Genomic DNA, 22,315 nt, shown 5'->3' with positions numbered 1-22,315 from the left:
TGATGCAAAAATAAATAACGTAAAATCAGACTTTAAAATCCAACTTTATGCCTACTTAGCCCTTTTTTGAGTTTCCTAACGAGAAATCTCGCCAAGTGAAGCTCGCCAAAAAGCGATTTTTCTATACAGAGCGGGCGGTCAAAAACGAGATCGCAGATGAGCTCGGCTCCAAGCACGGCCGTACAAAGCCCGCGCGAGCCGTGAGCGGTGCTAACGTAGACGTTTGGTACGTATTTTGGATGCGGATTAGACTTGCCTTTCGTCCAAAGCAGCGACTTGTAGGTATCTTTATAAAAATCCTCGTCATAAAGCCGCCCAATAAGCGGAAAACGGTCGCCACTATAGCTACGGTATCCCACTTTCGAGCCGATTATTCGGATGTCTTGCGGAGTTTTTATCGTGTCGTTTGAGAGATTTTCGGATGTAGTCAAATTTGACGCATCTTGCGTCTGCGCCGAATCATCAGTAGTCTCGGCACGCAAATCCATACTTTTATTTAAATTTATCGCTTCCAAACGATCCGCATTTTCAGCGTCGCCGTCTCGGCTGATAACAAAATTTAGATCATGCATGCCGCTTAAATTTAGCCACTCGCTTTTGGTAAATTCGCCACCTAAAAACTCGGCGACGTCAGCTAAATTTTTCTCGTCGTCGCTAGAACGCGGCTCGTCCAAAAAAAGATTTCTATCATAAGTCGCGCCGATCACCTGCACGCCCTCGGCAGGCGGGCAGACATAGCCTTTAGCGCTAAAAGGTGCAGACGCCCAAACGGCTGGCTCGATATGCGTGACTTGACCGCGCACGGAGCTAAGCCTGATGTCGTAGTCCGCAAAGAGCTCCATACTCTCGCTACCGATAGCAAGTACGAGTACGTCCGCGTCGATGATTTGCCCGTCCTTAAAGTGCGCCCTAACCGCGCCGCCCTCAAGAGTCTCAAAGCCCGTAAATTCGCAGTTTAAAAGCGTTTTTATGCCCATGCTTGCCGCTTTGCACATCTTTCTGGGGCGAGCTTTTGCGCCATTAAAAATAAACGCGCTAGCGTAAGGCTCGTCATCAAATTTTAGCTCAAAAACGCCGTTGTCCGCGTCAAATTCATGCCACTCGTAAAAGCGCTCTAGCGTCTTTTGCTCGTATGCGTAGTCTGTCGCACCGCAAAACTCTATCTCCTCAGCACCCAAATTTCGCTCATAAAAGCGAGCCGCCTGCAAAAACGCATTCATATGCATGCGGCCTAAATTTACAGATGGTTTCGTGATAAGCGGCATCAAGATCCCGCAGTGATTTCCGGAGCCGTTTAGCGCGATGTCGCTGCGCTTTTCGGCGATCGTGACATCTAGGCCACGCTGGCGCAACTTAAACGCGCAAACGCAGCCAGCCACTCCGCCGCCGATCACTAGCGCCGTCTTTGGAGCGATCGTGGCGGCGGGATCAAATTTGCTAAACCAAATTTCACCCTCAGCTTGTCGCTCGCCGGTAAATTTAGCGCACAACATCTCTCGCTTTTTGCCGTAACCTTTTAGCAAATTTACCTCAAAGCCGCTATTTTGCAGGGCTCTTTTTAACGCGCCCGAGGCCGAATACGTGCAAACGCTAGCACCCAATGCGCATAAATTTGCGATTTTAGCGCAAACCAGCTCGCTCCACATCGCTTCGTTTTTGGCCGGCGCAAAGCCGTCCATAAAAACAGCGTCCGCGCTAAAGCTAAGCTCATCCAAAACCTCGGTCACGTCGCCAAAACACAGCGTAAGCGTGACGTTTGGAGCTAAATTTAATCTATGAAATCCGCAAATAAGCGGTGGGTAGGCACCCAAAAGCTCACCCGAAACGTCCGCTAGCTCGCTAAAATTCGCGTAAATTCTAGCCAGATCCTCTTTAGCGATCGGTGTTTTTTCGATACTGACGAAATTTAAAAATTTATCCGAGTTTTTAAATCTTTTGAAGGCGCAGAGGAAATTTAGTCCCGCGCCAAATCCAGCCTCAAGCACGTTAAATTCGCTCTTTTTCTCCCAAATTTCATCAAAAACGGAGTTAAAAACATACTCGCTCTGGCCGATAGGGTCGTCTGCGTTAAAGTAAATATCGTCAAATTCGGGATTAAACGGGACGGCGCCCTTTAAAACGACTCGCGCGCTTTTCATTGCTGGTTTGAAAAATAGACGTCTATGCCGTCTGCGAGCCCCTTGGCTAGGGCGTCTTGGTATTTTGAATTATTTATAAGATCGCCTTCGCTAGGGTGAGTGATGTAGCCGACTTCAAGCAGCACCGCAGGCATCAGCGCGCCCACTAGCACCCAAAAAGGCGCCTCGCGAATGCCGCCATCGGAAGCCTTTGAGCTAACTGATTTTGCTTGCGCTAAAACTTCGCGTTGAACGTCGATGGCGAGCTTGTTTGAGGCGATGATTTTCTCGCGGTTAAGGAAATTTAAAAATGTCTGCTTAGAAAAATAGTTCATCTCCTCGATGTCGGATTTGTTTTCCAGAGCAGCGGCGTTTTTGCTACGCTCAGAGCGAGCCGGCGAGAGGAAAAACGTCTCTATGCCGCGCATAGTCGCTGCCTTGGTTTTGCTCGGCGCGGCGTTTGCGTGGATAGAGATAAAGAGGTCTGCGGCCTTATCGTTGGCGTATTTCGTGCGGTCGCGAAGGTTGATAAATTTATCCTTACTACGAGTGTAATACACCTTGTAACCGCGTCCTTGTAGCTCTTTGCCCGCCTTTTGCGCGATGCTTAGCACGATGTTTTTTTCTTTTAGCGATCCGTTTATAGCCCCCGGATCGTCGCCGCCATGCCCTGCGTCAAGGACGATAACCTTGCCTTTAGCGCTTGTGATTTTTTTAGTGCTTGCTGTTTTTACGGGCGCCAGCACAATTTCTTGCTCATCCTTTTCGGCGGTGCTTTGGGTACTTTTAGCATCCGTCTTGGTCTGCGCGGTAGCTTTTTCTTGCTTTTGCTGAGTAGGCTTGGTTGTAGCTTTTGGAAGCTCTTGTTTAGCTAATTGCTGATGATTTTTTTGTTTACTGTTTTGATTCGTTAAATTTTGGCTTTGCGTGGGCTTAGCCTTTGAGAAAATTAAAGACTGATTATCGACTCTAAGTTTTAAATTTGGCTCGAATTGACTTACGAATACCACCCTAACGGTTTTTTCGTCAAACTGACTTATGCTGATCTCATCCACCAAGTAGTTCTTAAATCTTTGCAGTTTTCCGCCACTCCAAATTCCTTTAAATTCATATATCGTCTTATAAGAACCTTTTTGATTTAGGTCGATTTTTTTGATATCGTTACCGTTTAACTGGCGGCTAAATTTTAGCTCGAAATTTCCGTCGTTATCCAAAGCTTCTAGAAGCTGCAAAGTTTGATTTTTGACGGTTTTGGCATTTTGGGCGGCCAGCGGAGCCGAGGATAGCTGGCTCAGTTTTACTTCTTGTTGCTTTGGCTCTTGTTTTTGTTGTTCTTTTTTGACCTGCTTTATTTCTTGTTTTGGTTTTTCTTCGCTTGGCTTTGCAGACTGCGGTATGCTCGCGAGCTCTTTTTCATACGGTTTGGTATCTAGCCCTAGGGCTTTTGAGCTTTTTATGAGTCTAGTTAGGCTTTGGACTCTTAAATTTACGTTATTTTCCATAATGGATTTTACGTAAAGAGCCCTTAGCTCTTGATGCATTGCGATTTTTTCTTTATTGCTGGCGCTATTAAAATTTTTATCAAATTTATCTAAATTCGATAAAGCATTTGCGTAAATCGCGCTATTAAAAAAAAATAAAAATATTAAAAAGAATTTAAATATCTTCGCCATTTATCAGTTTTTCAAATAGTTCTTTCACGCTTATTATCTCGTTTAGCTTGTAGCCGTTTGCGCCGGTAAAAAACAGCCCCGTCTCCTTGCGCCCCTCAAAGGCGTCGTAAAGTCGGTCTGCGATGCAGTATCCTACCTCTTTAGCCTCTTTGCCGCGCTGGCACGGGCTTACGCAGTTGCTTACGCAGCTGATTTTTGGCCCTTGACGTTTATCAACTAAATTTATCAAATTTGTCCTGACGCCGCGTGCCGGGTAGCCTACGGGGCTTTTGATCAGCTCGATGTCCTCTTTTTTGGCCGCTAGCAACACTTGCTTAAACTCCTCGCTAGCGTCGCACTCGTGCGTACCGATAAAGCGAGTACCCATCTGCACGCCGTTTGCCCCTAGCGAAATCGCCTTCTCGATATCGTTTTTATCCCAGATACCGCCTGCCGCAAATAATGGAAAATCTCCCCACTGCTTTATCTCTTCGCTAACGGGCGTTATCAAATTTTCGAGGCTGTACGCGGGATCGATACACTGCTCGTAGGTAAATCCCTGGTGCCCGCCGCTAAGAGGCCCCTCGAGCACCACCGCATCTGGAAGCCTGCCGTAGCGCCCCTGCCAGCGTTTGCAGATGACTTTTAGAGCCTTTGCCGAGGATACGATAGGCACCAAAGCCACGTCCGGGTAGTCTACGGTAAATTCAGGCAAATTCGTAGGCAAGCCCGCGCCCGTGATAATTACGTTTATACCGTGATCGCAGGCGTCTTTTACGATGCGCTCGTAGTCATTGCTGGCGTATAGGATATTTACCCCAAGAGGCCTATCGCCGCAAATTTTACGCGCATTGTCGATGACGGCTTTTAGCCCCTCTCGCGAGTAGAAATTTCCGCTACCGTAGGGCTTTGCGTTTAGCTCTTTGGTGATGTATTTTCGCCCTTCGTAGTAGCCCGTTCCTACCGAGCTTATGACGCCCAAGCCGCCTTCTAGACTGACGTTTCCAGCGAGTCTATCCCAACTGATACCAAGTCCCATTCCGCCTTGGATTATCGGGTATTTTATATCGTATTTTCCGATTTTTACGGGTTGCATCAGGTTACCTTTAGTTTTGCAAATTTACGCTTGCCGACCTGCAAGACGTATTCGCCAGCGTCCAGCTTTAGCTGCTCGTCGGCGATCTTTTCTTGATTTAGACTAACGGCGTTTGCCGCGATGTCTCGGCGCGCCTGAGAGCTGCTAGCGCAGAGCCCGCAGTGAGTGAGTGCCTGCACGATCCAAGCGGGAGCCGAGAGCTCAAACTCGTCCATCTCGGTCGGGATCAAATTTTGCGAATGCACGCGGTCAAATTCGGCCTTCGCCTCTTTCGCCGCCGCTTCGCCATTATATCTAGCCGTGATTTCTAGTGCGAGCGCCTCTTTTACGGCTTTTGGGTGAGCTTTGCCGCTAGCTACGTCCACTTTTAAATTTGCGATTTCTTCCGCGCTTTTTTCGCTAAGAAGCTCGTACCAGCGCCACATTAGCTCGTCGCTCACGCTTAAAACTTTAGCAAACATATCGTTTGGCTCGTCGGTCACGCCGATGTAGTTGCCTAGGCTCTTACTCATTTTATTTACGCCGTCAAGCCCCTCTAAAAGCGGCATCATTATGACGGCTTGTTCTTTTCCAACGTTATAAACTCGCTGCAAGGTTCGCCCCATCAGAAGGTTAAATTTCTGATCCGTGCCGCCCATCTCGATATCGCACTTCATCGCGACGCTGTCGTAGCCCTGGAGTAGCGGATATAAAAATTCGCTAATCGAAATCGAGGCGCCGCTTTTATATCTTTTTTCAAAATCATCGCGTTCAAGCATCCTAGCCACCGCAAAGGTGCTAGTTAACTCCACTATACCCGCGGCTCCCAGCTCGTTTAGCCACTTGGAGTTAAACATCAGCTTCGTTTTATGCGGGTCTAGGATTTTAAAAACCTGCTCCTCGTAGGTTTTGGCGTTTGCCACCACGGTCTCGCGGTCTAGCTTTTTTCTCGTCTGGCTTTTGCCGCTAGGATCGCCGATCTGCCCCGTAAAATCGCCTATCAAAAACTGCACTATCGCGCCGTGTTTTTGCAAAAGAGCCATCTTTTGAAGCACTACGGTGTGACCTAGGTGCAGATCCGGAGCCGTCGGATCAAAACCTGCTTTAACGTAGAAATTTTCGCCCTTTTCGTAGTAGTTTTTTACTAAATTTTCGACGCGCTCCTCGTCTATCATCTCGGCGACGCCTTTTTTTATATCGCTCATTATTTTGCTCAAATTTTCGCCCATTTTCTCTCCTAAATTTATTAATGTCCGTATGCGTCGTCAAGCGATACGAAGTCTATAATCTTATAGCGATCTCTTAGTCGCTCTTTTATCTCGTTTACGTTCAAATTCTCGCCAAGCTCGATCGTTAGCTCGAAAAAGTCCGCCGTCGCCTCTCTAGTTTCGGTGAGGCTGATAGTTACGAGATCGACTTGCATTTTCGCCATATACGTCAAAAACTCAGCTAACGACCCGCGTCTGTTTTCGAGGCTTAAGATGATCTTAAATCTATGAGGAGCGACTCGCGTCCATTTGACGAAAATCATCTCGTTTTTTTCTTCGGCTAGCTTCATAAACCGCTCGCAAAGCTTGTGGTGGACGGTTACGTGGTGATAGTTTCTAAAACCCACGATATCGTCGCCGCGCTTTGGATTACAGCAATAGTCAAACTCAATGCTGTTTATCTTATGATTCGAGTAGATCACGATGTTTTCAAATTTTTGCTTTTTGACATTGTATTTGTCCGTCATCGCTATGGCAAACGGACGGTCTCTTTTTACGTATTTTTTTAGCGCGTTTACCACGTCTTGTAGGTAAACCGAGTCAAAGGCGGCTCTAAAAATTTTCTTGGTCAAATTTTCAGTCTCTAGCCACTGCTCGATAGTTTGAGAAGGCACGGCAAAGATACCGCTTAAAATTTCGATCGCGACCATGTTATTTATATCTCTTATTTTTTGCTTGCAGTACGAGCGGATCGTGGCTCTAGCCTTGCCCGTTTTTACGCTACCTAGCCACGAACAGCGGTATTTTGGCTCATCTCCGGTCACGATGCTTACGATATCGCCGTTTTTTAGCTCAGTTAGTAGCGGCACGCGCACGCGGTTTACGTAGGCTTCTTTGGCGTGCAAGCCTACGTGCGTGTGTATCTCGTAAGCGTAGTCAAGTGCCGTTGCGCCGCGCGGAAGCGTGAATATATCGCCCTTTGGCGAATAAACCGCGACGTCCTCGACGTAGAGGCTGTCTTTTGCGTATTCGTAGAGCTCCTCGGGGTTTTCGCTCGCTTCCTCCATGCCGTTTTCTATACCACTGATGTCGCTTAGCCAGTCAAGTTTTGGGTTTAAAAAGCCGCCGCTTTTATATTTCCAGTGCGCCGCGACGCCGTACTCTGCGGTTTTATGCATATCAAAGGTGCGAATTTGAACCTCAAAGATGCTTTTGTTATCAAATATCGTAGTGTGTATCGTCTGATAGCCGTTTTGCTTCGGAAGCGCGACGTAGTCTTTAAAACGCGAGATTAAAGGGTTAAAATTTATATGCAAATTTCCAAGCACCAAATAACAATCCTGCGGCTCTTTAACCAGCACGCGCGCAGCTAGCAGGTCTAGCACCTCCTCGATCGAGATGCCTTTTCGCTGCATTTTTAGGTAGATCGAATAGTGATGTTTGATACGTTTTTGTATCTCAAAGTCGTTTTCGCTAAAGCCGTTTTTAAGTAAAATTTGAAAAATTTTATCGGTAAACGCGTTTAGCTTTAGCACGAGCTGCTGTTTGTGCTCGGTTAGGTAGTCGTCGATTTTTTTGTACTCTTCTGGCAAAGCATACTTAAAGCTAAGATCCTCAAGCACGTTTTTGATTGACGAAATGCCCAGCCTATGCGCGATCGGAGCATAAACCATCAGCGTCTCTTCAGCTATTCGTTTTTGCTTTTCAGGACGCAAAGCTTGCAGAGTGAGCATGTTGTGTAGCCTATCGCAAAGCTTTACTACAAGCACTCTCACATCTTCGATGGAGATTAGCAGCATCTTGCGAAAGGTCATCGCTGACGCCGCCAAACGCTCGTTTGACTCCGAGCTAGCGAGTTTATCCTCTCTGATGGCTACGATTTTAGTTAGCCCCTCGACTAGCTTTGCGACCTCTTCGCCAAAGTCCTCGCGCACGCTCTCTATAGACCTATCCGTATCCTCGACCACATCGTGAAGCAAGGCGGCAACAATCATATCCTCGTCCCCGCCCATATGCGCCACGATGCAGGCCACTAAGATAGGGTGTATAGCATATGGTTCGCCGCTTTTTCTAAACTGCCCTGCATGCGAGATGACGCAGCACTCGATCGCGCGCTCTAAATTCGGCGTAAAATTTATCAGCGAACTAAGTAGCTGTCTCGCCTGAGCGACGTCTTTACAAGCACTTATATCGTCGATTAATTGTTCTAGTAAAAATCCGCTATTTGGCTGCTTCAACTATACCCTCTAAAGCTACCTTGCCTTCAGCTACTTCGCGTAGGGCGATATCGGCAAATTTCATCTTAGTAACGTCGATATCAAGCAAGCTTTTTGCGCCGCCGGCTAGGGCCTCGGCTCTTTTTGCTACGACTAGAGCCAGCTTATATCTATCGTCTCCGACTAGTTTTAGAGCCTTTGCCGCTACTTCTTCAGATCTCATTTATTCTCCTTAATTTAATTTCTCACGATAGAGCAAAACGCACTCTCGTCGCCTTGTATGATTTTGAGCAGGTTTCCGTCTTTAAACATATTACAGACTAAAATCGGTAGAGAGTTGTCTTTAGCTAGCGCTATGGCCGTATCATCCATCACTTTGATATCGTCGCTCATAGCAAGCTCGTAGTTTAGCTCTTTTAGCAACGTCGCATTTTCAAATTTATGCGGGTCTTTGTCGTAAACGCCGTCCACTTTCGTAGCTTTGATTATCATATCTGAATCTATCTCGATAGCGCGCAGGGTAGCCGCCGTATCGGTAGTGAAAAATGGATTTCCAGTTCCCGCGGCAAAGATCACGACGCGGCCTTTTTCAAGGTGTCTGTTTGCGCGTCCGACGATAAAGGTCTCGCAGATAGCCTCCATCTTTATCGCACTTTGTACGCGCACGTCTAGACCTACGCTCTCTAGTGCCTCTCTCATCGCGATGGAGTTTATCACGGTAGCTAGCATACCCATATGGTCGCCGCTGGTGCGCTTTATGATGCCGTCTCTGGCCGCGCTAACGCCGCGTATGATGTTGCCTCCGCCGATAACGATGCCCACCTGAATGCCGTTTTCGACTAGCTCTTTGATCTGCTTTGCAATAAATTTAAGCACAGCGTTATCTATACCAAAGCCGCTGTCTCCAGCTAGCGCCTCGCCTGAAAATTTAACTAAAATTCGCTTTTTTCGCTCCATTTTTCATCTCCTTAAATTTTCGGATTTTAGCTAAATTTGCTTTAAATTTTGCTAATCTCGGCGCGCAGGTGCTATTTTAGGCTGATTAGCTCGAGGGGGTCTATGTGGTAGTTTTTTTGCGTAACTTCAAAGGTCAGATCTCGCTGCACGCGCCCGATGACGTAGCCTTTTTGCACTTTTGCGCCCACTTTTACGGTAGGGGCGATCTGGCTAAGGTGCGCATAGATCGTGTGGATGCCGTTTGGATTTTCGATGATGACTACTTTATCTAGCATCGCAGTTTCTTTGGCAAAGACCACTTTGCCGTTAAACACGCTTTTTACCTTTGCGTCAGCCGAATTTGCGCTAAGCACGACCGATTCGTTAAAAATTTTGATGTTATAGATGGGATCTACGTAGTTGCCGAATTTTTGCTTAACCGTAAAGCCGTCAAGTGGTGCGATAGTCTTTTCACCGCTGTATTTTTTCACAAGACTCGTTTGATAGCTCGAACCAAACTGCTTTACGTCGCCCTCAGATGCGCTTGCCGCGGCCTCGCCTTTTTTATTTTTCTTATTTTTTTGAGCTTTAGCCTCAGCCGCTTTTTGTGCGGCCAGAGCTTTTTTAGCCTCCTCGCTCTCTCTTTTGGCGACGATTTTTAGCTCTTCTAGAGTCTTTCTGATCTCATCTTGTTGAGCTTGTAGGCGCGAAAGCTGCTTTTGATAAATTTCCTTATCCCGCTTTAAATTTGCCAGCGTTTTCATCTGCTTATCTTGCAAAGAAACTAGCTCGGCTTGCTTAAATTTAAAGGTTTTTAAATTTGACTTTATACCGTCGATCTTGTCGTTTTGGGTTTTTATCAAATTTTGCGTGCTTTCGTACTGCTTGGCTAGCTCGTTAAAATCATCCTTTAGCACCGAGTTTAGCTTGCTTAAAATCTCAGTCGCAATGATACTATCCACGCCCTCCTCGTACTCTTTTGGCATTATAAGGTCGAAAGAAAACTCGTCTGATATGATACGCACGATACTTTTTTGGATATCTTTTTGATTTTGGGTTAAATTTTTATTTTGATTTACCAGCTCATCAAGCTCGTTGCCTGCGCTTTTAGCGCTATTTTCCAGCTGCGCTATTTGGACGATGAGCTCTTTCATCTTATCGTCGGTTTGCTTGACGCTTTTTTCGCCGCCGAGTATGTCGCCGGCCAGGTCGTCGAGCTTTTTATTTAGCTGCTTTTCAAGCTCTTTTGAGGACTCGAGATAGGTCGTTTGATTTTTTATCTTTTCGCCCGTGCTTGCGTTTAAGCAAATCATGGCGGCCAGCAAAACGTAAATTTTTCTCATATCGCCGTTGCTTTTCTGGTTACGAGATAAGCGGCTAAAAAACTAATCACAAGCGAAACGCCTAGCAGTACTCCACCCTCGTAAAGCAGATCAATCGCTGGCAAATTTATATTTAGATCCGCAGCGACCTCTTTAACAGGCTGCAAATCCGGCAAAATAATATAAAAAACCGCCACCAAAACGGTCGCTATAAACGAATCAAACAGCGCGTTTTTGTATAACGCGCCCGATTTTAGCCACGACGGAGCTCCCAGCAGCGTCATTATCTCTATGCGCTCCTTGTGCTCGTATAGCCAAATTCGCATCTGTTTTGCGATAAGCATAAGCCCGATTAACCCGATTAACCCCGAAAATATCGCCGAAATATTTTTAATCAGCTGCATGATTTTATAAATTTTATCGTGCGTTTTTGAAAATGTCTCAACCCTGCTCACGCCGTTAATCTTTGAAATTTTATCCTTGATTTCCTGCATATATTGGGTACTTGGAAAGGCATTTAGCTTTAGCGAGTAAAAATTAGGCAAAGCGTTTTGCAAAACGGCGATATTTTTTGATGAAATATCTTTAGAGAGCTTCTCTAGTACGGGCTTTGAGCTAAGCGGCTCAAGCGATTCGAAGGTATAAACTAGCGGCTTTACGTCGGTAGCGTTTAGCTCATTTTGGCTCACGATGATGATACTGTAGTCTTTGTTCATCACAGACTCGTACTCGTCCACCACTCGCCCGACTAGCAATATAAACTGAATGCCCACGAGTAGCGCCATAAGCGGAATTATAGTGCTTAAGTGGTTTTTAAAGAATTTCATATAGGCGTCCATTTTCTATAGCAAGATGTCTGTAGGGTACTCTTAGCGAGCTTGGTACTTTGTGCGTGACGACCACGATGCAAGTACCCAAAAACTCCTTAGCCGAGTGCAAAAGTCCCCAGATAACGTCGCTTGAGTATTCATCAAGGCTACCCGTCGGCTCATCGCAAAGTAGTAAATTTGGATTATGCGCGAGCGCCCTAGCCATCGCAGCTCGCTGCTGTTCGCCGCCGCTAAGCTCATTTGGATATTTGTGCGCTCTGTGGAGCAAATTTACGTGCTTTAACAGCTTGGTCGCCTGATTTTTACAAACGTTAGCGCTAAGGCCTTTTATCATTAGTGGCAGCATCACGTTTTTTTCGATATTCCATTCGCTTATCAGGCGGTAGTTTTGAAAGACCACTCCTATGCGCTGTCTCAGTTTATCTAGATTTTGCCCGCCAAGATTCATCATATCGGTTAGGCAGACGTTTAGCGAGCCAGCACTTGGCTTTATCTCGCCATAAAAAGATTTTAAAAGCGTTGATTTGCCGCTACCGCTTTGACCGGTGATAAAAACGAAATCATTGGCGTAAATGTCAAATTTCGCGTCCGTTATGAGCTTTTCGCAGCCCTCGTATCCTAGGCAAAGCCCGCTTGCGCTAATTATTTTTTGCATCCGCCAAATACTCCTTTAACGCAAGATGCGCCTTTAAATTTTCAGCCGTAACAAGCGGCTTTTTTATAAAATATTCTGCGCCTTTTTCGCTGAGCAAAACATAACAATGCTCTGGCGCGTTAAATGCGCCAAACGCGGCGCGAATCAAAATTTCGCCGTCTTTTTCGTATTTTTCCTCTAAATGCAAGAAAAAATCATCCTCTTTTATCGTTTGGTTGCTAAATTTGGCCGCAACCTTGCTCGCGTCGTAGCCGTTTTCAAATTTTAGCTCGCCTCGATCAGCTCTAGGTTCGCTTTGCTTTTCGCAGGTAAAGATAACGTCGTAAATATCTTTTTGATGCCTTTTCCAGCGGTCTTCATATTTGCTGCTTATTTTTAGATCACGGTTTTTGTAAATTTGCACGTCGGCGTTGCTCAAATTTAAAATTTGCGCCAAAGTAAAGTCCGCATACTCGCGGCTATCGGTTCTTAGCTCAAATTTGCCGCCCGCTTTTAGCGTTCGTTCACACTCCAGGGCAAATTTAGCCGACGCCACGCGTCTATGAGGAGCGTCATCCCAAGGCACCGGAAAATGAAGGAAAATTTTATCTATAAAATTTGACTCCACAAGCGATAAAAGCAGCCTCGCGTCGCAGTTTACGAGCATAATGTTGTTTAGATTTCGAGCTTTTGCCAGCTTTGCAACCTGCTCGAGCGAGGGCTTATAGACTTCGATGCCGATAACTAGGGTATTTGGGTTATTTTCTGCCTGAAATAGCAAATGTCTACCTGAGCCAAATCCGATCTCGATAAATTTACTTTCAAATTCGCTCTGTTTTAAATTTTCCAGCAGCTCGCTCACATCAAAGATCGCCGAGTCTTTTTGCGTGAGGCGCGTGTTTTTTACCGCGATGGCTTCGCTTAAAATTTGATCGCAATAAAGCTCTTTAAATTTAACCAAAGCATTTTGCAAAAGCCCTATTTTAGCAGGCTTTGTTAGCTTTTCGCCTTTTACGACCCAGTCGTTTTCGCGCTTTTTTAGCGTGATAAAAAACTCCTCGCTAGAGCTTTTGGTATAAACGAGGCTAACGCTCTGCCTGCCGCGAGCCCCCCACAAAAAGCTTATCTCGCCGCACTCTTTTGGAGTAAAATTTACGTTTTTAGCTATAAAATTGGGCATTATTCGACGGCTATCTCTGCTTTTTGAGAAGCGTCGGAGCTAATGCCGTATTCATCTACGGCGATCACTTTATAGCTATATTTTTGCCCGTAAGCAACGCTATTATCGACAAATTCATTGCCCGTTATATTTGTAAATTTCTGCTCGCTTCCGCCGCCGTCTCTTATAACGGTAAAGCTTCTGGCCTTATCAGAGGCGCTCCACGTAAGCTTAACCGCTGTGCTGTCGGCCACGATAGAGGATACGACCGGCGCATCGATAGCTCCTAGCGTCATACCGATGATAGGTTCGCTAGGTTTTTTAGACTCTAGGCCGTCTTTATCGACGATGGTGATTTTATAGTATCTAGTCGCGCCGTTTTCGTTTATGAGATCCTCGTAGCTGTTTGACGTGGTTTTGACGAGATAGGTGTATGGCATAATTTTGCTTGACGTGCTGTAAATTTTATAGTAGCCAAAATCGTCGCTAGCCACGCTGTCCCACGTCAAGATAATCTTTTTAGGCACGTTTTGAGTAGCCTGCGCGTTTACGACCTCGCTTGGCAGCTGCTTTGTCGTGGAGTCCACAATCTCGCTAGGCTTTGAGATCGTGCCGCTAGTGGTTTTTACAAAAACTCTATATTTATAGCTTCTGCCTGATTTTACGTCGTCATCGATATATTCGGCGTTTAACCTACCTTTTACCTCGGCGATTTGCCTCCAGTTTTCTTTATTTATATCGGCTTTTTCGATGACGTAAGACGCCACGCGAAGGTCTGGATGCGGTCTCCAGATAAGTTTAACGCGTTCGGGTAAATTCGTAAGCGCTCTAACGAAAGGCACGGAATCCATAAGCGCCTTAGTAGTGGCGCTAACCACCATACCGGGGCCTGAAATTTGTTTGCTATCGCTATATGTCCTCATCTCGTAGGTATATGTCGTTTCGGGAGCTAAATTTGCATCCACGTAATGGCTAGCAAAGCGGTCTTTTATATCGGCTACGACTTTCATTTTGCCGTTGTTTTCGTTCGGATTTGAGCGGTATAGGTAGTAGCCGGCGACGTTTGAGGTAGGAGTCGGAGTCCACTCGAAGCCAACTTCGGTCATATCGCTTATAGTTTTTAGGCTCTGGACGGTAGGCAAATTTGCATTTACTTGCGCAGGCCCACTAGAGGATACGCATCCACTCATCACAATGGCTAAAGAGCTCGCTAAGCCCCATAAAATCAATCTTTTCATCTATACTCTCCTTGCTAAATTTGATAAGTAAAATTTCACTAAAATCATCCCAAATAGGCGCGATGAAGCTCATTTGCTCGCCCGTGCGCGGATGCGTGAAATATAGCCCGTAGGCGTGAAGCATTACTCGGCCGATTTTATCCTTTTCGCTCTTAAAACCGTATAAAGCATCGCCCAAAATATGGCGGTTTAGGCTAGCTAGATGCACTCTGATCTGATGAGTCCTGCCTGTAAAAAGCTTTGCCGCGATCAAATTTACGCCCGCGTTTTTGCCCTGCACGGAGCCATCAAATTCGCTAAAAAGCAAATTTGCAAAGGCGCTTTTTGCCGCGCGACCATCCGATACGATCGCCTTTTTTAGGCGGTTAGCGGGGTTTCGCCCGATAGCTCGCTCAACGGTGCAGTTTTGCTTGAGCGGCAGATCGGTTAGCGCTAGATATATGCGCCCCATGCTTTTGTCGCTTAGCTGACTTGAAAGCGCGGCGTGAGCGGCATTGTTTTTAGCTACGACGATAGCTCCGCTAGTGCCTTTATCTAGCCTATGCACGATGCCCGCCCTACTTTGCCCGCTTAAATTTGATAGCAAAAACCCCTTTGCACCGAGCCAATCCACAAGCGTGGGCTCCTTGACGCTAGGAGCGGGATGGACGACTAAATTTGCCGGTTTATTTAGCACGAGCAAATCCTCATCCTCGTAAATGATCGGCACTTCAAATTCCGCTTCAAATTTAGCCGTCTCAGGCTCGTTTTGCTCAAATTTGATCCTCAAAACATCGCCCAAATTTAGCTTAGCTGATGGCTTATTTAGCAGCTTGCCGTTTACGCTAACCAACCCGCTTTTTATCAAATTTAGCGCTTGGTTTCTAGCGACGTTTAGCTCAGCGGCCAAAAACGTATCCGCCCTCGCCTGCGTATCATCTAAAATTTTGATCTCTTTTTCCGTCATTTTTAGATTTGTTTCCTTTAAAATGCTATAATCGCTCAAAAAAGGCAAATTTTTGATAAGACTCGATAGGCGAATTTTAACCCATTTTGACTTCGTTCAGCCATTTTTGATACTTCCTATTATTATTTTATCATACATTTTGGTTTCTGAGGCAAATTCTATCCTGGCCGGCAAACAGCTTGTATATTTTGGCGTGGGGCTGGCGGCGTTTTTATTTTTCTTTTTGCTTCCCATTCGCAAGATCGCCTGGCTCATACCGCTGTTTTACTGGATTTGCGTCGTGTTGCTCATTTGCGTCGACCTTTTTGGTGCAAGCAAACTGGGCGCAAAAAGATGGCTAGAGTTTCCTTTTATCCACTTTACGCTTCAGCCCTCTGAAATCATGAAACCGGCACTTCTTTTGATGCTAGGCTACCTCATCAAACAGCGCCCGCCCAGCGAAGAGGGATACGGACTTAAAGACTTTGGACGCCTTAGCCTTTATATCCTTTTGCCTTTCGTACTGATTTTAAAAGAGCCCGATCTGGGCACCGCGCTGATACTGCTCATCGTGGGCTACGCCGTACTTTTTATCATCGGGGTAAATAAAAAAATTTGGGTCGTGATATTTGCCGGGGTTTTACTTTCTGCGCCCGTGATTTACGAAAATTTACACGATTATCAAAAAAAGCGCATTACTGATTTTTTAAGCGAGGAGTCCAACTATCACGTGCGCCAGAGCATCATCGCTATCGGCAGCGGCGGACTAAAAGGCAAGCCAAAAGACGAAGCTACGCAAACGCATTTTAAATTTTTACCCATTTCGACTAGCGATTTTATTTTTGCTTACACGATTGAGCGATACGGATTTTACGGGGGGCTAGCGCTACTTAGCTTTTACGGAGCGCTGATAGCTCATTTACTCAGCCTAAATTACGGGCTAAAGGATGATTATTTCACGCAAACGATGGCGTCTGGGATCGGGGTACTTATCTTTATCTACGTGAGTATAAATATCATGATGACGATCGGCTTTGCGCCTGTGGTGGGCATTCCGCTGCCGTTTTACAGTTACGGCGGCAGTAGCTTCGTTACTTTTATGTGCCTTTTTGGGATTTTGCAAAATTTGCTTGCGTTTAGGTTTGATCCGACGTATAGGTTGGTTAAATTTAAAATTTAAACATAAAAACTTTACTAAATACATACGTGAATTTTGATTGAAATAATTTTCAATCAAATCCCAAATAGAATTTGAAGTTTTGAAATATTAACCGCATTTGTTGTTAGGTCACTTTATTAGCGACGTTTTTTGACAGCCTGCCTCGATCGTGCAAGCACAAACCTACAAATGTTTTATATGTACCGAACAAACTTATAATATAATAAGACGATGTACTTTAAAGTATTTGATAAAGATAAATTGAAGTGGTGGGTTCACCAGGACTCGAACCTGGGACCATCCGGTTATGAGCCGGATGCTCTAACCAACTGAGCTATGAACCCGCCAGTTGAAGTGAGGTTGTGATTATAGCAACGCAAAGCTTATTTACTGCTAAATTTTGATTTAAAAACGCAAAAATGTATAATATGCCAAATTTAATCCAAGGTAAAAGATGAACGAAAATTTAAACGACTTCATAGACGCGTTTTTACTAGACGGCGGCGAGCAGAGCGAAAAGGCGCTAATAGCAGCGCTAAAGAAGGCCGAGTTTTTGGCGCCCGTACTCATAAACCAAGCCCTAGCAAAACCAGACGGTAGCGCAGTTTATGAAGAAGAGGGCTCAAATATCAAATTTGTCCTACTAGAAGACGAGGAGAGCGGGCTTAGCTATTTTCCGGCGTTTTCCAGTAGAACCGAGATGATGAGATGGCGAAACGACGCCGAGCAGGAGGCGATAAATCTGCGCCTAAAAGACTACGCCGCGATGCTAGATGGCGCTGAGGGCAAATACGCCGGAGTCGTGATAGATGCATTTTCGCATAGTTTGATTTTAGATCTTGCTAAGCTCAAGGCGATGTGCGCTGAGTAAAATTTGATCCAAAAAATAGCAGGTCTGCTCGGTAAAATTTAAAGATAATCCCGCACGCAACCGCAAATTTAAGGGGAGAAAATGGACAAATTTAGAGAAAAATATATCGCGCTTCAAAAGGCGTTTTGGGACACAGACGGCGGCGCGGCGAGTATTTTGGCGCTATTTGAGTTCAAAGACGAGCTCGAAAAATGCGATGAAAAAGAGGCAAAGCTCGTGCTAGTGGACGTTTATGAGTTGCTGGGGCTTAAAAAGAGCGCTTGCGAGCTGCTTGATCAAATTTGCGATCCAAAGGACAGAAAGCAGCTTAAAAAGCTCGGCTATCTAAAGCAGTATGCGCAAAACGGCGACGCGGGAGCGATAAAACGCCCAAAAACCGCGAGCGAAGCCGCACGCCAAAGCAAAAAGCTAAAAAGCCTGCCTCATTTTCGCTACCACCCGGATCCCTTCAAAACAGGCGTGTTTAAGGACGACGCGAGCGTGGTTTGCGAGTGCTGCGAGCAAGCGACGGACGTGTATTATTGCAGTAGCGTTTACTGCGTGGAGGACGTGAACTGCCTTTGCCCGCACTGCATCGCTAGCGGTGCGGCTGCGGCGAAATTTGACGCCAGTTTTATCCAGGACGCCGACCCTCTGCCGCCGGGCGTTGCGGACGCGAAGAGCAAAACCGAGGAGCTATTTAAAAGGACGCCTGGATATTTTAGCTGGCAAGGGGAACACTGGCTTGCTTGCTGCGACGATTACTGCGAGTTTTTGGGCGACGTAGGCACGAAGGAACTGCAGGAGATGGGTATTGCCGATGAAGTCTTTGCAGACTACGCCTTGCGCGAGGAATTTGCAGTAGAGGACGTGCGTGATTACCTCGTCGCGGGCGGCGATATGGCGGGCTATCTGTTTCGTTGCACCCACTGCGGCAAGTATAAAATTTATGTCGATGCGAGCTAAATTTTAAAAATCGACGACGTGGCGCGGCAAGCACCCTAAAACAGCCAACAAGGCGGCGCACCAAAGTAAAAAGCTAAAGGCGTTACCTCATTTTCGCCATCACTCGGGTCTATTTAAAACGAACGTGTTTCGGGGATGATGTGAGCGCGATTTGCGAGCGCTGTGAAAGCGGCGGCATACCCCAAGAAAATGAGCTAAAAAGTTTAAAGCCCGCAGATGCAAAAACTTTAAACAATAAATAACGACTCAGACAACAGCAATATCGTAATGCTTAAAGGAAATTACACTGAAAGCAAAGATAAAGAGCAAAAGGTGGCCGATATATATTTTAATGCAGACACCATCTCTTCAAAAATATAAAAATGATATAATCTGAATTGAGAGCAAACCAGTCAGACAAATTCGCAAAGCAGCGGAAATTTAAGAGATCTAAATCTAGCAGTAGCCCAAACATAAACAGTGATAAAAAACAGAAGGTTATATAATTATGAAAACTATTTTATTTTGGTTATTTACAGAGATCCAAAGCAAAGAACTTGGATTTATTGCTATTAGACGTGGCGTAGTTTTAAAAAAACTTAATGAATTTTAGTAAGTATAAAATTCTTATCATTTTACTTTGCTTGTTTTATTGTCTCAATATTAATATCGCAAATAGATTTGATTTGTTTGTATATAACTTAGCTTATTTGATTATTAAAATATCATTGCCATTGTTTATTCTTTATATTTTCATAGATAAAAACAGCACTCTAAAACAAATTAATATCTCAAAAATAGACTTAGCGCCACATCTTATGATAATTCTTTCAGGCTGTTTTCTGATGTTTATATACATATATGCAAAAGAGTATTTTTTATATTTTTTATTTATAACGATAATATTATTTTTTGTTTTTGCCATTAGAAGCATAAGTTTTATTTTGTTTTATATGCCAACTTGTGCCAAATTCTTCTCTGATTTCATTGATATGTTTGTTTATGGCGGCTTTAAATTTGATGTTTTTATATATCCATTTTTATTTATTTTAATGGTATTTCTATACGACAAAACAAATAAAAAAATTAACTTTAAAAGGATAAAAAAATGAAGCTAACAAATAAGATTGCTCCGCAAGGAATGTCTTTGGGCATCAATACTATGTCTCATACTTATTCATAGAAATTACGCAAATTGATGAAATACGTAACCGAAGCGGATTTCAAATTTTAAAGCCTAAAATCCATCATTTATAAAAAATTACTCCTCGCCCGCATCAAACCCCAGCTCCAGCGTCTTTATCTCCCCTATCGCATTTCCCGCGATCCCCTTTATCGAGCCAAACATCTCGATCGCGTTGTCGCGCACCTTTTCGATCTGTTTTTCGCGACTCTTCCAGATGCGTTTCATCGCGTTTTTCTCGCGCTCCAGCTCCTCGCTCATCGCAGAAAAGCCCTCCACGATGGCCTCGATGCGCATCTTAAACTCGTTGCTAACCAGATACGAGTAGAGCATCTCCATCTTGTTCGAGCGGTTTTGCGCGGAGTTTCGTGCAAAATTTAGCTCCACGACGCCCTGTCTTAGCACGAAACAAAGCGCCTTAAACTCCTCGTAGTTGCACACCCATACGCCGTCAACCAGCCCCATACGCTCTAGTTCCTTTGGGCGAGCCTCGCTAACTAGTACCCCGACGTCGGCGCCCGATGCGCGCATATCGGCCTTAAATTTTTCTATCCATTCGTTTGAAAAATTTTTCGTGCGTTTGCTCTCGTAGTAGATTTTGCCGCAGTTTTGCGCCTCGCGGGTATTTACGATCTGCATCACGTCCGCGCCGTTTGCGCCCTTTTTGACCTCGTCTATGGTGTCAAATACGAACTTCTCCCGTAGCCACGCCTCGATGGCGAGCTCTTGCGTCTCGCCTTGTAGTTGCTCGCTACCCTGCTCTATGCGCCTTTGCGCCTCGTTTAGCTGCTTTTTTAGCGCTTCTAGTTGCTCGTCTTTTTGCTTAAATTTTAGCTCGTTTTGCTCGGCTAGAGCCTTGCCCAGCCGCTCTTTTTCCTCGTTTAGGCGTTTGCTTAGCTCGGCCTCGGTTTTAGCCATCAGCGCGCTTTCAAACTCGCTCTTTTCTCGTTTTAGTTTTTCTATCTCAAGCGTCTTTAAATTTAGCTCGTTTATCTGCTTTGACTTTGCTTCAAGCTCGTTTTTTAGGGCATTTACTATGTTTAAATTTTCGCCCTCGAGCTTTGTTTTTATTTCGTTTTCAAGCTCGGTTTTTTTAGCGTTTAGGGCTGCGGCAAATTTAGCGTCGAATTCTTTTTCCTTCGCGTTTAAAGCATCTAAATGCGCCTTGTATTCGGCTCTTTTAGTTTCAATCTCTTTATCAAATTCCCGCCTAGCCACCGCCATTTTTTGCTTCATTTCAAGCTCAAGCTCGGTTTTTAGAGCCAAATTTACATCGACCTCGGCGCCGCAGTTGCCGCATTTTACGCTACTTTGCATTTATAGCCTCGTTTTCATTTTTTCAAATTCATCCTGTACGGTGGCCGAGTTTGGCTCGTTGCTCATCTTGTCTATAGCGTCGCCGTAGAGGCTTGTTAAATAAATCACGATGCAAGAGACCGCAAAGCCCGGCAGTATCTCGTAAACGTAAGAATTTAGCCCCAGCGCGATCCACGCGATCACCGTCGCCCCACCCGTTATCATACCTAGAAGCGCCGCTAGCGCGCTCATCTTGCGCCAATAAAGGCTAAAAAGCAGCACCGGCCCAAAGCTCGCTCCAAAGCCGGCCCATGCATAGCCCACGACGTTTAGCACGCTTTCGTTAAAGCTAAAAGCAAGCGCGGTAGCCACCAGAGCGACGGCCACGACGGCGTATCTGCCGGCTGCAACCTGAGTTTTTTGCGAAATTTCTTTTTTATAAAAGGCAAATACAAAATCCTGCGTCACCGAGCTTGCGCTAACCAAAAGCTGGCTAGAAATCGTACTCATGATGGCTGAAAGCACGGCTGAAATGATAATACCCACGAAAAACGGATGAAACAGCGTCTCGCCAAGCTGCAAAAAGACCTTCTCAGGATCTGCCAGAGGCAAATTTAACTCACTGTAATACACAAAGCCGATAAGCCCGCTCATCATAGCTCCAGCTAAGCCTATCGCCATCCAGCCTATACCGATGCGGCGCGCTTGGGCTAGCTCTTTTGAGCTTCGTATCGCCATAAATCTAACGATGATGTGGGGCTGCCCGAAGTATCCAAGCCCCCACGCCATGAGTCCTAAGATACTTAAAAAAGTCTGGTCGTAAAAGACGTTTAGGTGGTTTTTGCCGTATTTTGCCACCTCACTCCACAAGGTAGCGCCGTCTGGCAAATTTAGATTACAAAACGCGACTACGGGTACGGCGACAAGCACCAAAAACATCAACATACCCTGAAACGCGTCCGTGATACAAACCGCGCGAAATCCGCCGAAAAACGTGTAAAAAACGACGATAGCGAGCGTAAAAATAGCGCCGAATTTAAAATCCAATCCAAAAAAGCTCTCAAAGCTCTTGCCGCCCGCGATTATCCCGCTACTAACGTAAAGCGTGAAAAATATCAAAATCAAAAGACCTGAGACTATGCGTAAAATTTTAGTCTCGTCCTTGAAGCGATTTTGTAAAAAATCCGGGATCGTGATGCTGTCGCTCGCAACCTCAGTATAGACGCGCAAACGCTTTGCTAAAAATAGATAGTTGCAATACGCGCCTATAACGAGCCCCAAAACCATCCAAATCGTCGCTAGTCCCGTGGCATATAGAGCGCCCGGCACGCCAAGCAGCATCCAGCCGCTCATATCGCTAGCTCCGGCGCTTAGAGCGGTTACGACCGGCCCTAGGCGGCGATTATCGAGCAGGTATTCGCCCATATTGGCGTTTTTGTTATAAGAGTATCGCCCCACGAAAAGTAAAAATCCAAAATACAGCGCGATGGCGATATAGCGTGCATAGTCCATTAAATTTCCCTCGGTTCTTTAAATTTGAGTTACGATAATATGATAAATTTGTTTAAAA

The 22,315-nt window shown here is 45.4% G+C and carries 18 protein-coding genes and 1 tRNA gene; 3 read left to right on the top strand and 16 right to left on the bottom strand.

Features of this window, described 5'->3' with window-relative positions:
* Window positions 1-32: 32 nt before the first annotated feature.
* From mnmC to CSUNSWCD_RS02875, 13 genes are all read right to left on the bottom strand, one after another.
* Entirely contained in the window at window positions 33-2,138 is a 2,106-nt protein-coding gene (gene mnmC, locus CSUNSWCD_RS02935; protein ID WP_009493683.1) for a bifunctional tRNA (5-methylaminomethyl-2-thiouridine)(34)-methyltransferase MnmC2/FAD-dependent 5-carboxymethylaminomethyl-2-thiouridine(34) oxidoreductase MnmC1, read from the bottom strand.
* A complete protein-coding gene (locus tag CSUNSWCD_RS02930) occupies window positions 2,135-3,790 on the bottom strand; it encodes an N-acetylmuramoyl-L-alanine amidase family protein (protein ID WP_009493681.1) in 1,656 nt (551 codons plus the stop codon). Before CSUNSWCD_RS02930 ends, mnmC begins: the two co-directional genes overlap by 4 nt.
* Window positions 3,774-4,865, bottom strand: a complete 1,092-nt coding sequence (locus CSUNSWCD_RS02925; RefSeq protein WP_009493679.1) for a nitronate monooxygenase — start codon at window positions 4,863-4,865, stop codon at window positions 3,774-3,776. Before CSUNSWCD_RS02925 ends, CSUNSWCD_RS02930 begins: the two co-directional genes overlap by 17 nt.
* Window positions 4,865-6,073 carry a tyrosine--tRNA ligase gene (tyrS, locus tag CSUNSWCD_RS02920; RefSeq protein WP_009493678.1) on the bottom strand — a complete coding sequence of 403 codons (1,209 nt, stop codon included), beginning with the start codon at window positions 6,071-6,073 and terminating at the stop codon, window positions 4,865-4,867. Before tyrS ends, CSUNSWCD_RS02925 begins: the two co-directional genes overlap by 1 nt.
* Before the next feature lie 17 nt (window positions 6,074-6,090).
* The gene (locus tag CSUNSWCD_RS02915; protein WP_009493676.1) at window positions 6,091-8,289 is read right to left on the bottom strand and encodes a RelA/SpoT family protein; all 2,199 of its coding nucleotides are present in this window, start codon (window positions 8,287-8,289) and stop codon (window positions 6,091-6,093) included.
* Window positions 8,273-8,491, bottom strand: a complete 219-nt coding sequence (locus CSUNSWCD_RS02910) for a DNA-directed RNA polymerase subunit omega (protein WP_009493674.1) — start codon at window positions 8,489-8,491, stop codon at window positions 8,273-8,275. The genes CSUNSWCD_RS02915 and CSUNSWCD_RS02910 overlap by 17 nt, the downstream gene beginning before the upstream one ends.
* 14 nt (window positions 8,492-8,505) lie before the next feature.
* Complete coding sequence (pyrH, locus tag CSUNSWCD_RS02905; RefSeq protein ID WP_002948445.1) at window positions 8,506-9,225, bottom strand: UMP kinase; 720 nt, start codon at window positions 9,223-9,225, stop codon at window positions 8,506-8,508.
* Window positions 9,226-9,296: 71 nt separating this feature from the next.
* Complete coding sequence (locus tag CSUNSWCD_RS02900) at window positions 9,297-10,547, bottom strand: murein hydrolase activator EnvC family protein (RefSeq protein WP_009493672.1); 1,251 nt, start codon at window positions 10,545-10,547, stop codon at window positions 9,297-9,299.
* Window positions 10,544-11,353 carry a cell division protein FtsX gene (locus tag CSUNSWCD_RS02895; protein ID WP_009493670.1) on the bottom strand — a complete coding sequence of 270 codons (810 nt, stop codon included), beginning with the start codon at window positions 11,351-11,353 and terminating at the stop codon, window positions 10,544-10,546. Before CSUNSWCD_RS02895 ends, CSUNSWCD_RS02900 begins: the two co-directional genes overlap by 4 nt.
* On the bottom strand, window positions 11,340-12,011 hold the full coding sequence (locus CSUNSWCD_RS02890) for a cell division ATP-binding protein FtsE (RefSeq protein ID WP_009493668.1): 672 nt from the start codon (window positions 12,009-12,011) through the stop codon (window positions 11,340-11,342). The genes CSUNSWCD_RS02895 and CSUNSWCD_RS02890 overlap by 14 nt, the downstream gene beginning before the upstream one ends.
* A complete protein-coding gene (gene trmB / locus CSUNSWCD_RS02885; RefSeq protein WP_009493666.1) occupies window positions 11,995-13,170 on the bottom strand; it encodes a tRNA (guanosine(46)-N7)-methyltransferase TrmB in 1,176 nt (391 codons plus the stop codon). The genes CSUNSWCD_RS02890 and trmB overlap by 17 nt, the downstream gene beginning before the upstream one ends.
* Window positions 13,170-14,387, bottom strand: a complete 1,218-nt coding sequence (locus CSUNSWCD_RS02880; protein WP_100223837.1) for a fibronectin type III domain-containing protein — start codon at window positions 14,385-14,387, stop codon at window positions 13,170-13,172. The genes trmB and CSUNSWCD_RS02880 overlap by 1 nt, the downstream gene beginning before the upstream one ends.
* Window positions 14,317-15,333 carry an RluA family pseudouridine synthase gene (locus tag CSUNSWCD_RS02875; protein ID WP_051990291.1) on the bottom strand — a complete coding sequence of 339 codons (1,017 nt, stop codon included), beginning with the start codon at window positions 15,331-15,333 and terminating at the stop codon, window positions 14,317-14,319. Before CSUNSWCD_RS02875 ends, CSUNSWCD_RS02880 begins: the two co-directional genes overlap by 71 nt.
* Before the next feature lie 52 nt (window positions 15,334-15,385).
* On the opposite strand from CSUNSWCD_RS02875, the gene CSUNSWCD_RS02870 reads away from it, so the two are divergent.
* Window positions 15,386-16,492, top strand: coding sequence for an FtsW/RodA/SpoVE family cell cycle protein (locus CSUNSWCD_RS02870; protein ID WP_009493661.1), 1,107 nt, complete (start codon window positions 15,386-15,388; stop codon window positions 16,490-16,492).
* Window positions 16,493-16,738: 246 nt separating this feature from the next.
* Here CSUNSWCD_RS02870 and CSUNSWCD_RS02865 read toward each other — a convergent pair.
* Window positions 16,739-16,815, bottom strand: a tRNA-Ile gene (locus CSUNSWCD_RS02865).
* Between the two features lie 110 nt (window positions 16,816-16,925).
* Here CSUNSWCD_RS02865 and CSUNSWCD_RS02860 point away from each other — a divergent pair.
* Complete coding sequence (locus CSUNSWCD_RS02860; RefSeq protein WP_009493659.1) at window positions 16,926-17,342, top strand: SseB family protein; 417 nt, start codon at window positions 16,926-16,928, stop codon at window positions 17,340-17,342.
* Between the two features lie 81 nt (window positions 17,343-17,423).
* Entirely contained in the window at window positions 17,424-18,287 is an 864-nt protein-coding gene (locus tag CSUNSWCD_RS02855; protein WP_009493656.1) for a CbrC family protein, read from the top strand.
* Window positions 18,288-19,527: 1,240 nt separating this feature from the next.
* On the opposite strand, the gene CSUNSWCD_RS02845 is transcribed toward CSUNSWCD_RS02855, so the two are convergent.
* Together CSUNSWCD_RS02845 and putP are read right to left on the bottom strand one after the other, a co-directional pair.
* Window positions 19,528-20,766 (bottom strand): DUF2130 domain-containing protein, encoded by a 1,239-nt coding sequence (locus CSUNSWCD_RS02845; protein ID WP_009493652.1) that lies wholly within the window; start codon window positions 20,764-20,766, stop codon window positions 19,528-19,530.
* The gene (gene putP / locus CSUNSWCD_RS02840) at window positions 20,767-22,257 is read right to left on the bottom strand and encodes a sodium/proline symporter PutP (RefSeq protein ID WP_009493650.1); all 1,491 of its coding nucleotides are present in this window, start codon (window positions 22,255-22,257) and stop codon (window positions 20,767-20,769) included. It abuts the gene before it with no gap.
* Window positions 22,258-22,315 lie beyond the last annotated feature (58 nt).

Source organism: Campylobacter showae CSUNSWCD, assembly GCF_000313615.1.
GTDB classification, from domain to species: Bacteria; Campylobacterota; Campylobacteria; order Campylobacterales; family Campylobacteraceae; genus Campylobacter_A; species Campylobacter_A showae_A.
This window is presented reverse-complemented; position numbering and strand designations above follow the sequence as displayed.